Origin of the sequence: Paenibacillus sp. OAS669 (genome assembly GCF_014873645.1) — a bacterium.
GTDB classification, from domain to species: Bacteria; Bacillota; Bacilli; order Paenibacillales; family NBRC-103111; genus Paenibacillus_S; species Paenibacillus_S vulneris.
Genome location: NZ_JADBDR010000018.1, coordinates 94,841 through 109,094, shown reverse-complemented (window position 1 = coordinate 109,094; position 14,254 = coordinate 94,841). Strand labels below are relative to the sequence as shown.

Sequence of the window (14,254 nt, the reverse complement as noted above, 5' to 3'; positions counted from 1 at the left end):
CTAATGCCCTTATACTCCGGTGGGATATACCCCTCCAGCCGCTGTTGAAACCCGTGAAAGGGATCAGATTTAGTGGTATTTTCACGGGTTTCAAAGGCGGACGTAAACTCTTCCGAGGAATACCCCACCTCCATATTTAAAGCAAAGTTCTCGCAAAACTAGGTTTCTCGACAGACTCACGTCCGTAAATCGGACGTTTTTTTGTGTAAAGATGGCCGTATCCGCAAGCGATTATGCAAAACGAAGGAGGTAAGCATCGTACTGCTCTTGTGCGTTGGTTACGGACACGTCGCCGCCATGGCAAACGCTGACCAGGCGCGGGTTCAGCTGCTTCACGATGGCCCCGCTTTCCAGAGCCTGCTTCATATCCGACGTAAACATCGGCATAGGCCGGTTCAGCCTGCCCCTCTTGGAAGTAAACAAGTCGCCCGCCAGCAGCACGCCGTCCTGTTCATGAAAAAACACGGTATGCCCCGGAGAATGTCCCGGTGTGTGATGGCCGGATAACCCTGCTGCTTTGAGCACATTCATATCTAATGGCTGTGCAAGCCCCGGCTCCATGAGCTTCTCGGCTTTTTTGCGCCCGGGAAACGGAAGCTTCCCCTCCATATAAGGAATTTCCGAAGCATGAACGTACACCGGTACGCTATAACGTTCACAAATTTTTTTCACTCCGCCAACGTGATCAGAATGACCATGTGTCAGTACAATGCTCTGAAGCGGCAGTCCCAGCGCCTTCATGCACCGCTCCAGGCTTCCTGCCATCCATGGAATCCCTGTGTCTACCAGCGTTAAGCCTTCATCGGACTTTACCACCCATGCGCTGACCGGAAATCCGATCCATATCGTACACTTCCATATATGCTCCGAAATTTGCATCATGCTCATTGCGCATTCCTCCCGTTTTTGTTCTTCCTCTTCTTTGACAGCTTCTCTTCCAGCTTATGCTTCTTCAGCATCCCTAAGATCACCATCTCGACGCCTTCATCCAGAATAGGAACGATCCGTTCCAGCAATTCTTCTATCGGCTCCTCGTTGCTGAGATAGGTATGAACGATGCCGTACAGCATGTAAAACAAAATGCGCGCATCGTTGGTCTTCTGTTCAGTTCCTTCGGCTTCAATGATCCGGTTCAAGGCTTCCGACAAATAGGCAAAGATCTGATTCCTATGCTTATTCACTTCACTCTGCGGATTAACCTCGTCAACCCTCCCCGCCTTCATGTTGAAAATGACCGGCACCATGCTTTTATGGGTCAGGCTAAAGCGAAGAAACTGTCGGCTGAGCTCTTTCAGCGCATCGAGTGCTTCCATTTCATTATGATTGATGATGTTAAGCATCGTCTGCTCCAGCGTCATCAGCGGAGGAATGGCCAGCGTCTCCAGCAAGGCTTCCTTATCCTTGTAATACAAATAGATCGTCGTGTGCGAGCAGCCTGCTTCCTTGGCGATTTCCCTCATCGTAACCGCATCATAACCGCGTGAAGTAAACAGCTTGCCGGCGGCTTCCCGGATGCTGCTCTTCGTCTCCTCCGACCGGATTTCCTGTCTGCTTTTTCTAATCGGCTCTTCCATAATCAGCCCTCCGTACACATTATAACCATTGGTTAGTAACCGTTGGTTATATAATAACCGATGGTTATATTTCCCGTCAAGCCCTTTCAGATGTCACGGCAGCCATTTGATTGAACTGATTTTCTTCTGCAAGGAGCGTCCTCTTCACTCCCGCCGCGCACCAAAGGCAAGCCGATGCATACGGTGTAGTAAGTAAAGCTTGGGCTTTTGCCACGGGAGGCGATTCAGCTTGGAAGTTTCCATCTTATCTTTGCATTGGGTATACTTGCTGTTTATCGTATTGATCATTGGATTCATGGTATTCCGCAGGGATACGACGATCCTTTGTATCACAGGCATCTTTATTCTCGGATTGCTGTCGACGCATTCCTTAAGCCACTCTATCAGCGGCGTGTTCAACAGCTTCATCTATGCTATCAAAGAGCTCATGGGGACGATCTTGATCATCTCCATCATCGTATCCATGAGTAAGGTACTGTCTCAAACCGGCATCAACGAATCCATGATCTCTCCGTTCGCACGGTTCATTCGTACGCCGGCGCTGGCGTTCTGGATCATCGGCGGCTTGATGATGGTGATCTCCTGGTTTTTCTGGCCATCGCCCGCCGTTGCCCTGCTGGGGGCTGTGCTGCTTCCGGTTGCATTGCGCGTCGGCTTGCCCGCTCTTGGCGTAGCTGCCGCGATGAACCTGTTCGGGCACGGGATTGCCTTATCCGGCGACTTTGTCATCCAGGGAGCTCCGAAGCTCACAGCGGATGCCGCCGGCATCCCCGTAGGGGATGTCATTCAGGCCAGCGTGCCCCTCGTTATCGTGATGGGCGCGGTAACGACCATCACCAGCTTCTGGCTGCTTCGCCGCGATATGAGAAGCGGCAAGCTGACCGCGAACACCGGAGTGACAGCCGTACCGACGAAGCCGGCTGCCGAGAGCTCGCGGATCAGCCGCTTGTCCCGCTCCAGCCGGGTCCTGTTCGCTATCTTGATCCCGGTGCTGTTCCTGGCCGACGTGATCGCCATGTTCCTGCTTAAGCTTCAAGGAGGCGACGCGACCGCCCTCGTCGGCGGCACGGCCCTTCTCATCATGCTGTTCATTACCTTAACGGCGCACAGAAGCAAAGGTCTTGAGAAATCCGCCGAATACTTGGTGGAGGGTCTTCAATTCGGTTTTAAAATATTCGGTCCCGTCATTCCAATAGCCGCCTTCTTCTATCTGGGCGACTCCGCCTTCACCGATATTTTCGGTAAGGTGCTGCCTCCCGGCTCCCACGGGCTGGTTAATGATTTAGGTCTTGCCTTGGCCCATACGGTTCCTATCAACGGGGCGGTCGGAGCGGTCACTCTGACGACCGTAGGCGCCATCACCGGTTTGGACGGCTCCGGCTTCTCGGGCATCTCCCTTACCGGCTCGATAGCCAATCTCTTCTCCACCGCCATCGGCTCGGGCATCGCCACGTTGACTGCGCTCGGACAAATCGCCGCCATTTGGGTCGGCGGAGGGACACTGATCCCGTGGGCGCTGATTCCTGCCGCAGCGATTTGCGGTGTCGACCCGTTCGAGCTAGCAAGACGGAACCTCAAGCCGGTCCTTATCGGATTAGCTGTGACCACCGTCGTAGCGATGTTTTTGCTGTAGGCGGCAAGAGGGGCTTGACCGGTCCCTCCATTTCGTGTAAATTAATACCAATTACAATGCTTAGACGGAAAAGCGATGACCAAGGATATAAGGACTGCCGGTTGATTGGCCCAGAGAAGGAGATCCCCGTCTGCGAGTCTCCACAATCACGGAGTATCTTCCCACCTTGAAAGCTGCAGCGGGGAACCGAAGCCAACAAGTATCCGCTGACGGTAGAAGCCGTTATCTTCTTGGAGAGCTGCTGCCTGGCCTTATGACCGCGGCAGTAAAATAAGGGTGGTACCACGACGCAATCGTCCCTGACGATGGCGTCTTTTTTATTTTCGCTAACGGAGTAACCGTCATTGTCCAAGAAAAGATGCAAGCTGCTACAAACAAAAAATCGCGTAAGGAGGAAATGAACATGAGACAGAGCGGCATGCTCATCCCGACCCTAAGGGAGGTGCCTGCGGAGGCCGAAGCCGCAAGCCACAGGCTTTTGTTACGAGGAGGATTTATTCGGCCGCTGGCCGCGGGAATCTATACCTATCTTCCCATGGGCTGGAGGGTTCTCAGGAAGCTGCAGCAATTGATCCGTGAAGAGATGGATCGGACCGGCGCACAGGAGCTTCATATGCCCGCTCTCCAGCCCGCGGAGCTTTGGCAGCAGTCCGAACGCTATAACGTCTACGGGCCCGAGCTGATCCGGCTGCACGATCGGCACTTACGGGAGTTTGCCTTGGGGCCAACCCATGAAGAGGTCGTCACAGCCCTGATACGGGATACCGTCAGCTCCTACAGAAGCTTTCCCATGACCGTGTACCAGCTTCAAACGAAGTTCCGTGATGAGCTTCGTCCCCGCTTCGGGCTGCTTCGCGGCAGGGAGTTTTTGATGAAGGATGCGTACTCCTTCGCTATGGATTGGGATAGTCTGGACTTGAGCTATCGGGCCATGTATGAGGCGTATCAGCGGATTTTCGCCCGCTGTGGGCTGCATTACGCTGCCGTGGAAGCCGATGCCGGCTCTATAGGCGGCGAAGGGGAAACTCATGAATTCATGGCGTTTGCCGAAGTCGGTGAGGATACGATAGCCGTTTGTCCAGGCTGCGGGTATGCCGCCAATCTCGAGAAGGCAGTATCGGTCCGGCCCGATCAGGCTGATGGCTCATCAGGTTCCATCGGCGCCTGTGAAGCATTCGCAACACCAGGCATAAAGACGATCGATCAGCTTGTCCAGACTTTGGAGCTTCCGGCGGATGCCTTTATTAAAACGCTTGTTTACGTTGCCGATGGTCAACCGGTGGCTGTAGCGGTTCGGGGGGATCAGGAGGTGAACGAGCTGAAAGTAAGACACTGGCTTCAAGCCGAATCCTTGGAGCTTGCCGATGACCAGACCATCCGGGAGGCCGCCGGCGGACCGGCAGGCTTCGTAGGTCCTGTCGGGCTTTCTATCAAGCTTCTGGTCGACTATTCGGCCGCCGCCCTAACCTCGGGAATTGCCGGCGCCAACGAAGCGGACCATCATTTGCGCAATGTCATGCCGGGCAGAGACTTTCCTCTCGACCACACCGGAGACTTCCGCAATGTCAAGGAAGGAGATTGCTGCCCGCGCTGCCAGGATAGCCTGAAGTTTGCCCGGGGAATCGAAGTCGGGCACGTCTTCAAGCTCGGCACCAAATACAGCGACAAGCTCAAGGCCGAAATAACCGATGCTTCCGGTCGGCCGACCAAGCTTATTATGGGATGCTATGGCATCGGCATCTCCCGCCTGTTATCCGCCATAGCCGAGAAGCATCACGACGAACACGGTATCCTGTGGCCGGCTTCGGTCGCTCCGTTTCAGGTTCATTTGATTCCGGTCTCCATCCAAGATGAGGCGCAACGTGCTCTGGCTGAAAGTCTCTATGAGCAGCTAGCTAAGCATGGCGTTGAGGTGCTGATAGATGACCGCGAGGAAAGACCCGGAGTCAAATTCAAGGATGCCGACTTGATTGGCATACCTATCCGCGTAGTGATCGGCAAAAAGGCCGCGGACGGCCTGGTCGAATTCAAATTGCGCGGCAGCGGCGAGCAAACGGAAGTTACCGGGAGCGAGGCTTTGGATCGTATTCTCCGGCAAGCATCCGTTGACCTCGGAATCCAATAAACCCTGTTGCAGCTAAATTAGACCCGGATGAGCCCCAAGAAAGGTACATGGATGCATGATGCATGTGCTTTACTTGGGCTCGCACCGGGTCTTTTTTCCGCAGCAGTCTATGGCGACGAGAATTTTCGGGCTCCTGCCCATAACCGAGTAGGCGTTTGCTACATATATTAAATCTTAGATAGGCATTTGTTTAGCCGCTTATGAAAAGGAGATGTTAACCGTGTATCCATATCCACAGCCTCAAAATGCTGGACACGATACAAGAAGCTTTATACCGGGACCAGGACTTGGAGGTCCGGGAGGACCCGGCTTTTTCCCGGGAGCACCTGGGGGTTTCCCAGGAGGACCTGGGGGCTTCCCGCCTTCGGCCCCTCCAGGGGTGGGTGGGCCGGGAGGCGGTGCAGTCGGTGCACCTCAGTCCCCGCCTCCGTCCTTTATACCTCCGGAGCCTTTCGCCGCGCCCTTTGCCGTAGATGCTAGCAGCATTCGCGGCTGCTTATTCCGCTACGTGTACATCTGGCAGGATAACGGGGACCAGTACTGGATGTACTTGACTCATGTAGGCCGCAACTCCATATCCGGCTTCCGCTGGTTTGGTACGGGTCCTATAGGCTTCTGGCTGTTCTTCGGTCTGGATTTACGCAGAATCCGGCAGTTCACCTGCTTCTAAGCCAATCTCTTTTTTACCGTATGAACCATCGAAAGACCCGCTCGCAGGAGCGGGTCTTCCTTCTTGTAAACAGCGAACGTCCCATTAGTTTTCAAGCTGAAGCAGCAGCTGCGCTATCAGCTGGGTATTTTCCAGCTTGTTCTTTAAATAATCGTAATCGACCCTGGATTGATCCACGGCGACCTTGGCCTTGGTCAGCACCCTTCTCAGCTCATGCGTATGCTGCCAAATCTCCGCATCCCTTGCCTGCTCGTTCCGCCCCGTCACCAGACCGAGACTGAACAGCTCGCACTCCTTGGCATGCAGCGCCAGCTTGGCATCCTCCAATCGGCTTAGGCTGTCGTAATAATCGGCCTCCGCCTCCCGCAGCTGCTCCGGTAGCTGCTGCAACAGCAGCAGCACTTCCTCTTTCGTCATGACGTATTCCCCTCCACGCAAACTCGTTTTCCGGTCTCCGTATCAGTCTATGCGCTCCCCACTGCCATTAAGCTTCTTTTAAGGATCCTTTCAGCGCCCTTTCAGTTTAAAGTCATACTTATGACATCTTCATGTGGGAGGATAGAAGCAAAAGCACGAAATTTGAAGCAAATGGAGAGACAGCCCCAATGGAAAAACGCTTTACGATCCCATATATCCAAGCTGCGCGCGGCATTGCCGTTGTTCTGGTCATGCTGTTTCACGCATCGCAAATGGCGAACAAATATTTTCAGATCAATTTTCTCGGGGTTAGCGACATGGGGCGTTCAGGAGGGTATGCCTACTTTTTCGTATTGACCGGTTTTTTAATGTACACGCTGTACCATAATCATTTCGGCCGCTCAGGAATATGGCTTTCGTTCATCGTCAAACGGTTTCTGCGCATTTATCCCCTGTACTGGATCGTTACGTTAGCCGTCATTCCGGTATATTTCCTGGTCCCATCCTTCGGCCTCGGATTTGAAACAAAGCCGTCAGAAATTATCCGCTCCCTGTTTCTGATACCCGGTCCGAATCCGCCCATTCTGGGAGTCGCCTGGTCGCTTATTTATATTGTCTTTTTCTACGCGGCCTTCTCACTGCTTTTTGTTCTCAAGAAACCCGCCACCGCTCTTTTATTCGCGGTATGGGTGGTCATTATTGGCCTGAACAGTCTTGGCTGGATTCATTTGAAGGATCATCTGTGGATACACTTTTTATTTGATGGCCTTCATCTGGAATTTATGTTGGGGGTTGCCATCGCGATCCTGACCCGGCACACCCGGATTCGGAACGGCTTTGGCTGGCTTGCGGCAGGAATAGCCGTGTTCCCTGTTGTGTGGGGACTTCGTCATGCAAATCCTGATTTTTCCTATGTGAACACCCTGTATACTATCGGTTCAGCACTTGTTCTTGTAGGAATAGGGTCCCTCAAGATGAAAGCCCCTGCGTGGCTTAAGCCCTTGCAATTTCTCGGCGATGCTTCCTACTCCATATTGTTGACAAGCCTGATTGGTTTGTCCATTACGATGAAGCTGGCCAAAGCAGCCCATCTAACGAATTGGATCAGCCCTTCTGCAGCCGCTGCGCTCTGCTTTCTTATGACATTAGCGATCTGCTGTACGTTTTATGGTTTGATTGAAAAGCCGCTTGTCCTGCGCTTGAGACAGCTCCTGCTGCCCAAAGTCCAACCGGCGGCCACTCCATCGAAATAGGACCGCTTTAACCTTCATGCTTCCCTGCGATCCGTTATCGTACGCTTCCGTTCGATACTCCGCAGGGTTGCTTCGTTGTTGTTCCATGCCTTTCCATCCTTTCTAGCCCTCACGAAAAAGGACGCTCCTGCTAAGAGCGTCCAGATGGATGAGTAACTACAATCCCTTGAACAATGCGGAAGGTGGGAGGTGGGGTGTCTCCCGGAGGAGCGGAGCGTCCGCCTTTGTTATCAGGAAATCACACCTAATAAAGTCAGATTAAAAATTTCCTGATAACAACAGCGGCCGGAGGGAGATGCCTCACCGGGGAACCGGAGCAGTTGTTCAAATATCGAGGTTTCCCATCCATCCAAAAAACGCTCTCAAGGAGCGTCCTTTTTTCCCCGCCTTAATCCATTTCATAAATCGAGCCGGACTTGCTGGCGAACATTTCGGCATATACTTTTTCCGCGTAGGCATCGGTCATACCCGAGATATAATCGGCAACAAAGCGGGGCCAAGGCCATCTGCTTTTATGCTGCTCGTAGTTCTCCATCCAATCCGGCGGGATGATCAAACGGCCGGTTTCATACTCGATGAAGCTGGTCCATAATCGTTGAATCATAATTTCGCTGCGCTTTTGCAGCCGCTGCACACGGAAATCCTTGATCAGCGTGACCCACGCCAATTTCTTCAGTATTTCCATCGTCCGCAGCAAATGAAGGTCCTCTTGCCCGTCGCGGACAAAGGTAACCCGCTTCCAGCCTTTTTTCGGATCGTCGATAATCCCGACCTGGTGTGCGAAGGCGCTGACCCAGCGGGCCTTGATCTCTCTCCGCGTTCTTGAGGCCTCCTGGCCGCACTCGGCATAGATCGTCTCCCACTGCTCCAGGAACGAGATAAGCACCTGCTTGACCATCACATTCAAATCGACCTGATCCCAGCCCATGTCTCCGTTGCCGTGATCGTCGACGATTTCCTGGATCACATTCTCTACAAGCCGCGGATCCTCGAAAAAGGTCCGGTTCATCTGGATTTTCCCTGCACGAATCCCGTCCTCGATGTCATGGGTGGAGTAGGCAATGTCGTCGCTTAAATCCATCAGCTGCGCCTCGAGCGTAGAGCATCCCTCCGGCATCCCCCACTGGTCCCGAAGCATACCGATTTCCTGCCACTCCATACCATACACGCCCTTCAGACGTCCGGGCTCATCCAGGTTATACGGGTATTTATTTATCGCAAGCAGCACCGCTGCCGTCAAATCCAGTCCGCTGCCGCTGCCTGCGCGCTTTTCAAGAAACATCAGAATGCGAAAATTTTGGGCGTTCCCCTCGTAAGCCATCCCATGGACGACGGCAAGCAGCTGATTCAGCACCTCCTCGCCCTTGTGCCCGAAGGGAGGATGCCCCAAATCATGGGCTAACGCTGCGCACTCCACCACCGCCGGATCCATCATCAGTCCCGGATGCTCCTTGCGTCCGAGGAAGGGGTACAGCTTTCCCATTTTACGCGCGACTTCACGGGCGATTTGGGACACCTCCAAAGAATGGGTCAACCGGGTCCGGTAATAATCCCCCGACCCCGCGCCGAACACCTGCGATTTGCCTTGAAGCCGCCGAAAAGCGGGAGATTGAATCAATCTCGCGTAATCCTTCTCGTATTCGTCCCGTTCTTCGCTGGATTTTGTTGCCGTCGTGTCATTCAATCGCAGTTTTCGCAAATCCATCTATGTTCTCATCTCCAATCACCTGTCCCGGGTCCGTTAACGGGTAGGATATATCGAAAAACGACGTTCCCCCGGAACGCCGCCTTCATATTCTATGTACCATATTATCATTTTCATGGACAAAATAAAATCAACATTTAAATCGCTCAATCTTCGTCTGCAGCTCTTCCGCCATCGAAGACAAGGCTTGCGCAGAAGCGGATATTTCCTGCATGGAGGCCATCTGCTCCTCGGCCGCGGCGGAAATCTGCTCCGTATGCTCAGCAGCCGTCTCGGTAACCTGCTGCACCGTATTCATCGTTTCACTTACCTTATGCGTTCCAAGGGCTGCGTTCCGGGAGGAGGCCGAAGCGATCTGCATCTGGTCAGAGACCTCGGTTATTTTCCCTTTAATCTCTTCGAACAGCTGCCCCATACGATCCACGACCTCCTTGCCTGCGGCCACTTCCCGTGATGCCTCAATCATCGAATGCAGCGCCTGGTTCGACTGCGTCTGGATTTCTCCGGTCAGGTTATTAATCTCGCTCGACGACCGCGCGGTCTGCTCCGCAAGCTTCTTGACTTCGCCGGCAACAACGGCAAAGCCTTTGCCATGCTCTCCTGCCCGGGCCGCTTCAATAGAAGCATTAAGCGACAGCAGGTTGATCTGATTGGCGATCTCGGTAATCTGCAGGATCATCCGGTTAATATCCTCCGAGCGGCTGGCCTGCTCTTTCACAATAGCTTCCAGCTGATCGACATTGGCGCCGATCACATTCATTTGACGGATCACCGTCCCCAATACGACGGCCCCTTCATCCGAATAGCTTCGGGCCTCTTCCGCACGGGCGGACGAATGCTGTACCAGCCCGGTAATATTGGACATGTCCGCTGCCATTTCCCCTGTCACTCTGGAGCTCTCGTTGACCTGTTCCACAAGAAGCTGAGAGCCCTGCGACATGTCCTGGGCCGAGGACGCAATTTGGTCCGTCGCCTTCGTATTCTGCTCTGCGCTTGCGCTCAGCTCCTCAGAAGAGGCAGCCAGCTGCGTCGAGGTTTCTCCGATTTCGACAATCATCGTCTTCAAGGATTGCACCATCTCATTAAAGCTTTGCCCCAGCTTGCCTATCTCATCTTGGGATCGAACCGTAACCGTCCGGCGCAGATCCCCTTGGCTCAAGGAAGCGGCCGTATCCATCAGTTCCCTCAACGGACGGATGATGGAGCGAATGATTCCAGCGATGAGCAGTCCGCCAAGCACTAAAGCTGCTATGACGACACCGGCCGTAACCTGGTAAATAACCGCCGATTTTTCCACCGTTTCCTGTGATTCCATCGCTCCTACCAGCTTCCAGCCCGTTGGCGGATTCGTCACGAACGCAGCCTGCTTCTGCTGGCCGTTCAGCATATAGCTGGTCCTGCCCGAATCCCCCTTGTAGAACTGCGAATAATGCTCCTCCACCGCCTCCGTACCCGGCTTCTGTGAAGGATGAATCAGAAACTTTTTGTTTTTATCCAGTATGTAGACGTATCCCCGCTCCCCAATTTGCGCGTTTTTTACCATGGAAGCCAGCTTGTCGAGACTTAAGTTTACGCTGATAACCCCTTTTTTGTCGGGAAGCGTCATGGCAACCGATACTACCATATTCCCTGTAGTGGCCGACACATAAGGATCGGATATGATAACGGACCCTGCGGATTTCATCGCATCTTTATACCAATCCCGCTCCCGGGGATCGTACTTTTGACTGCCGGGGTCCGGCGATTTCATCCATGCGCCGTTTTCGTTCCCGAGAACCGTGAGCTCTAGCTCCGGATGGTTGGAAGCGAAGGCATCGATGACTTCGCGGGCCCGGGAGCTTTTTTCATCAATCGCACTGCTCGAAAGCTGCTTGGCCAAGCCTTGCACATTGCTCATTTCCATGTGGAGATATTGCTCCACTGACTGATTCATCAGTTCGACCGTATCTTCTGCCGCTCCCATGAGTTCGCCTTGCATGCTGCTTTTAGCAGTTTGATAAGCGATAATCCCAATCAACAAACAGGGAATGATAAGCACAATGGCAAACGCAGCAATCAGCTTGTGCTTTAAACTCACATTATTCAATCCAAGCATGGGCTTGTCTTCCTTCCATCTTTAAAGGGTATGTAAAGCATCATCCCAAATGTCTGATTCTTCTACTCCCAAAGCGCGGGCAACCAGGCTTTTGGTATAGGCATGGGGCTTGTTGATTTTACCGTTGCGAAGCTTGGAGAGCGTCGTTTTGGAAATTCCGGTCATGCGGGACAGCTCCAAGAGAGACATCTGCCGATCGATCATAAGCATTTGCAGCTTTAGAGCGGGAGGAACCGTAGGCGCGGCTTCATCACGAACTTCAAGCAGCACGAAAGCAAAATGCCGGAACTGCCCGTCCGCCCTGTAGAAAGGGCAAATGATCGCTTTGCGGCGCCGCCTTACATTTTTGACCAGCGTAGAAAAAATAAATTCCGTGACGTTCCCTTCCTTCGCACATTCCCGCAGCTTTTTACGAATTCTCATAATGTCTTCCGAAGCGGTAAAATGAACCAGAGAGCGTTCCTCAAAATGCTCGATCGACAGCTCTGTACCGGAAACGTATTGCGTAAGCCGCTCGACCGTCAGCTGCTCGCTTAGCAATCCCGAACCGATGATTTGCGGCAGCCGTAAATGAGCCTCAATCCACTTCCGCTCGGAGATATCCCGCACAACGCATAAAAGAAACGTTTCGGCCCTTTCGGGAACCAGACTCATATGAATCTCAGCATGAATTCTCGTCCGATTTCTCCTTACAAGGACCGTTTCGGTCAAAACCGTTCTTTGCTTATGTGCCTTCTCCACTTTCTTGACCATTTCGCTGCCATTCTCCGGAGCAATCATTTCTCCGGGGTGGAGCTGGAACAAATCGCATATGGAGTCGCAGCCTAGCAAAATAAGAAACGAATCATTAGCTGTAACGAATTGCGACAGCTTCCCGTCCTTCAGACCGATAATCACCATTGCGTCCGGAGCGTATTGAAAGATCGTTTCTATAATTTCCCCTCCCCCAGCTCGTAATCTGTTGCCAACATTGTAACAAAGCCGTAATTTGGCAGGCTATTGTTAAATGATACCAATGGGAAAGTAAGAACGAACAAATGGACATGCCCTCAGTATAGGGGGTCATTTTGCCGCTTTACAAACGGTTACAGGCTCGTAACAATGCCGTGAAACTTGCGTTTTCGAGTCCGATTTTCCTCTTTCGACATATTCCGTACAAAACTTAAACAGATTAAACTTTTTCCGCAAAAAGTTTCATTTCTCCGTTTTTTTTGGGAACTAATCCCTAGGATAAAGGGTCTTATTTATAGAGGTGATACTTATTGGAGCGGCATTACTTGGAATTTTTGGCCGGGGGCTATGACCGCAATGCGGTCTTGAAGGAGCTCATGCAAAGCTACGGTGAAGACGTATGGAATTTCGCTTATTTTCTCACACGCCAGTCCCATGCTGCCGATGACATATCCCAGGACGTGTTTTTATCCGCATACGACAAGCTGTATTCCTTTCGCGGGGAGTGCAGCGTAAAGAGCTGGCTGTTGACCATTACGCGCAATAAGTCGCTTCATTATTTAAAGAGCGCCTTTATCCGGAGGGTGACTTTGCGGGATCCATTGACGTTCCGTAAGGATGCCTCCCCTTCGGCTGAGCAGGTTGTTCTGGACAGACTGGAATCGAAGCGGCTGTGGAGCTATGTCATGGAGCTGCCGCGCAAATACAGAGAGGCGATCATTCTGGACTACCACTATGGGCTAACCATGAGGGAAATCGCATTGCTGCTAAATATTTCAGAGGGAACGGTGAAATCGCGGGTGTTTCGCGCCAAGCAAAAAATATCGGAGCGTCTCGCCACAGCGGCCGAACGAGAGGAGGAGTAGAGCATGGATCATCAAAAGCCGGGTTGGGCAGAGGAAATGAAGGCCTCTCCGTTTGCCGAAAATCATTTTACTCCAGAGCTTCAAAGCCAAGTTATCCAAAAAGCCGCCTTAACGAGAAGAGCAAGACCGGCATCGCGTGTAAAAGCCGTCGGAGCCGCCTTGGTGCTGGTTTCCATCCTAGCCTGTTTGGTCTGGATCGGAAAAGAGTACGGGGCATTCCCGCCACCCGCCCCCTCCCTTGGCGTCACATCGGGCCAGGAGCAAGTCCGACAAGTCTATTACGATAAAGGAAAGCTTGTCCTGGAGGTATTCCCGGACCCCGAGCTTAAAGCGGGACAGCCGTATGGATATATTTGGTCCTTTAAGGCTCCATTCGATGAGCTGAAAGGGAAGACGCTATCTATCACCGCTGAGTATAAGAAATCGGGGCTGAAGCTGACCGTGCTGCCCCCCGTCGAAATAACGGAGCCCAGCAGCGGCTATCCCGGGCTGGAACGGTTTACAGCGAGCTTCGGGCTTCCTTTCAGCGGGCTATGGCATTACACGGCGGTGCTGGACGGGCAAGCGTATGCCGATGTGGTCTTATCCGTGCAAGAGCCTTCGTGGGAGGTCAGCCCTATGTTTCGCTCCGGCAGTTATGACATGCGGGGAATCGAGCATCAAGTCGGTTTTATCGATGCAGGGTTTATTGCAGGAGCAGGCCAAAAATATATGTGGCATTTCTGGGAAAACCGTGAGCCTCTGGAGGGAGCCTTTACGGTTAAAGCCGTCAAGCAGGGGGAGGAGCAGCTTATCGATGTATTTTCTGCTGCCTCCTTGGGCCGAGCGAACAACGGCGCCGACCGCATCGCCGTCTCTACGATGTCGCTCCCTGAGCCGGGGCTCTGGCGTCTCCTTCCCTATGTAGGAGACCGAATGCTTGGCTCCATCGTCGTCCGCGTGAAATGAGAGGAACCCACAAAGTT

Annotated in this window: 12 protein-coding genes; 6 read left to right on the top strand and 6 right to left on the bottom strand. The window is 52.9% G+C overall.

All coding sequences use genetic code 11. The features are described from left to right. Nucleotides 1–231: 231 nt before the first annotated feature. On the bottom strand, nucleotides 232–888 hold the full coding sequence (locus GGC63_RS29455; protein WP_192705320.1) for an MBL fold metallo-hydrolase: 657 nt from the start codon (nucleotides 886–888) through the stop codon (nucleotides 232–234). After that, nucleotides 885–1,574: a TetR/AcrR family transcriptional regulator gene (locus GGC63_RS29450; RefSeq protein ID WP_179136218.1), complete on the bottom strand. Its 690-nt coding sequence runs from the start codon at nucleotides 1,572–1,574 to the stop codon at nucleotides 885–887. Before GGC63_RS29450 ends, GGC63_RS29455 begins: the two co-directional genes overlap by 4 nt. Before the next feature lie 229 nt (nucleotides 1,575–1,803). Here GGC63_RS29450 and GGC63_RS29445 point away from each other — a divergent pair, with 229 nt between their 5' ends. The 3 genes from GGC63_RS29445 to GGC63_RS29435 all read left to right on the top strand — a co-directional run bounded on the left by GGC63_RS29445 (nucleotide 1,804) and on the right by GGC63_RS29435 (nucleotide 6,002). Further along, nucleotides 1,804–3,207: a hypothetical protein gene (locus GGC63_RS29445; RefSeq protein ID WP_192705319.1), complete on the top strand. Its 1,404-nt coding sequence runs from the start codon at nucleotides 1,804–1,806 to the stop codon at nucleotides 3,205–3,207. Between the two features lie 403 nt (nucleotides 3,208–3,610). Further along, complete coding sequence (locus tag GGC63_RS29440) at nucleotides 3,611–5,332, top strand: proline--tRNA ligase (RefSeq protein ID WP_192705318.1); 1,722 nt, start codon at nucleotides 3,611–3,613, stop codon at nucleotides 5,330–5,332. Nucleotides 5,333–5,543: 211 nt separating this feature from the next. Next, complete coding sequence (locus GGC63_RS29435; protein ID WP_412973903.1) at nucleotides 5,544–6,002, top strand: collagen-like protein; 459 nt, start codon at nucleotides 5,544–5,546, stop codon at nucleotides 6,000–6,002. Nucleotides 6,003–6,086: 84 nt separating this feature from the next. Here the strand turns inward: GGC63_RS29435 and GGC63_RS29430 are convergent, their stop codons facing one another. Then, a complete protein-coding gene (locus GGC63_RS29430; protein ID WP_079913447.1) occupies nucleotides 6,087–6,419 on the bottom strand; it encodes a hypothetical protein in 333 nt (110 codons plus the stop codon). A gap of 188 nt (nucleotides 6,420–6,607) precedes the next feature. Between GGC63_RS29430 and GGC63_RS29425 the strand changes: the two genes are divergently transcribed. Beyond that, nucleotides 6,608–7,672 (top strand): acyltransferase family protein, encoded by a 1,065-nt coding sequence (locus tag GGC63_RS29425; RefSeq protein ID WP_192705317.1) that lies wholly within the window; start codon nucleotides 6,608–6,610, stop codon nucleotides 7,670–7,672. 388 nt (nucleotides 7,673–8,060) lie between these two features. Here the strand turns inward: GGC63_RS29425 and GGC63_RS29420 are convergent, their stop codons facing one another. From GGC63_RS29420 to GGC63_RS35240, 3 genes are all read right to left on the bottom strand, one after another. Then, nucleotides 8,061–9,377, bottom strand: a complete 1,317-nt coding sequence (locus tag GGC63_RS29420; protein WP_079913449.1) for a deoxyguanosinetriphosphate triphosphohydrolase family protein — start codon at nucleotides 9,375–9,377, stop codon at nucleotides 8,061–8,063. A gap of 130 nt (nucleotides 9,378–9,507) precedes the next feature. Next, on the bottom strand, nucleotides 9,508–11,472 hold the full coding sequence (locus tag GGC63_RS29415; protein WP_192705316.1) for a methyl-accepting chemotaxis protein: 1,965 nt from the start codon (nucleotides 11,470–11,472) through the stop codon (nucleotides 9,508–9,510). 21 nt (nucleotides 11,473–11,493) lie between these two features. Next, nucleotides 11,494–12,396 carry a helix-turn-helix domain-containing protein gene (locus tag GGC63_RS35240; protein WP_318781142.1) on the bottom strand — a complete coding sequence of 301 codons (903 nt, stop codon included), beginning with the start codon at nucleotides 12,394–12,396 and terminating at the stop codon, nucleotides 11,494–11,496. A 353-nt stretch (nucleotides 12,397–12,749) separates the two neighbouring features. Between GGC63_RS35240 and GGC63_RS29405 the strand changes: the two genes are divergently transcribed. Together GGC63_RS29405 and GGC63_RS29400 are read left to right on the top strand one after the other, a co-directional pair. Beyond that, a complete protein-coding gene (locus tag GGC63_RS29405; RefSeq protein ID WP_225948576.1) occupies nucleotides 12,750–13,289 on the top strand; it encodes an RNA polymerase sigma factor in 540 nt (179 codons plus the stop codon). 3 nt (nucleotides 13,290–13,292) lie between these two features. After that, entirely contained in the window at nucleotides 13,293–14,237 is a 945-nt protein-coding gene (locus tag GGC63_RS29400; RefSeq protein ID WP_192705314.1) for a DUF4871 domain-containing protein, read from the top strand. Nucleotides 14,238–14,254 lie beyond the last annotated feature (17 nt).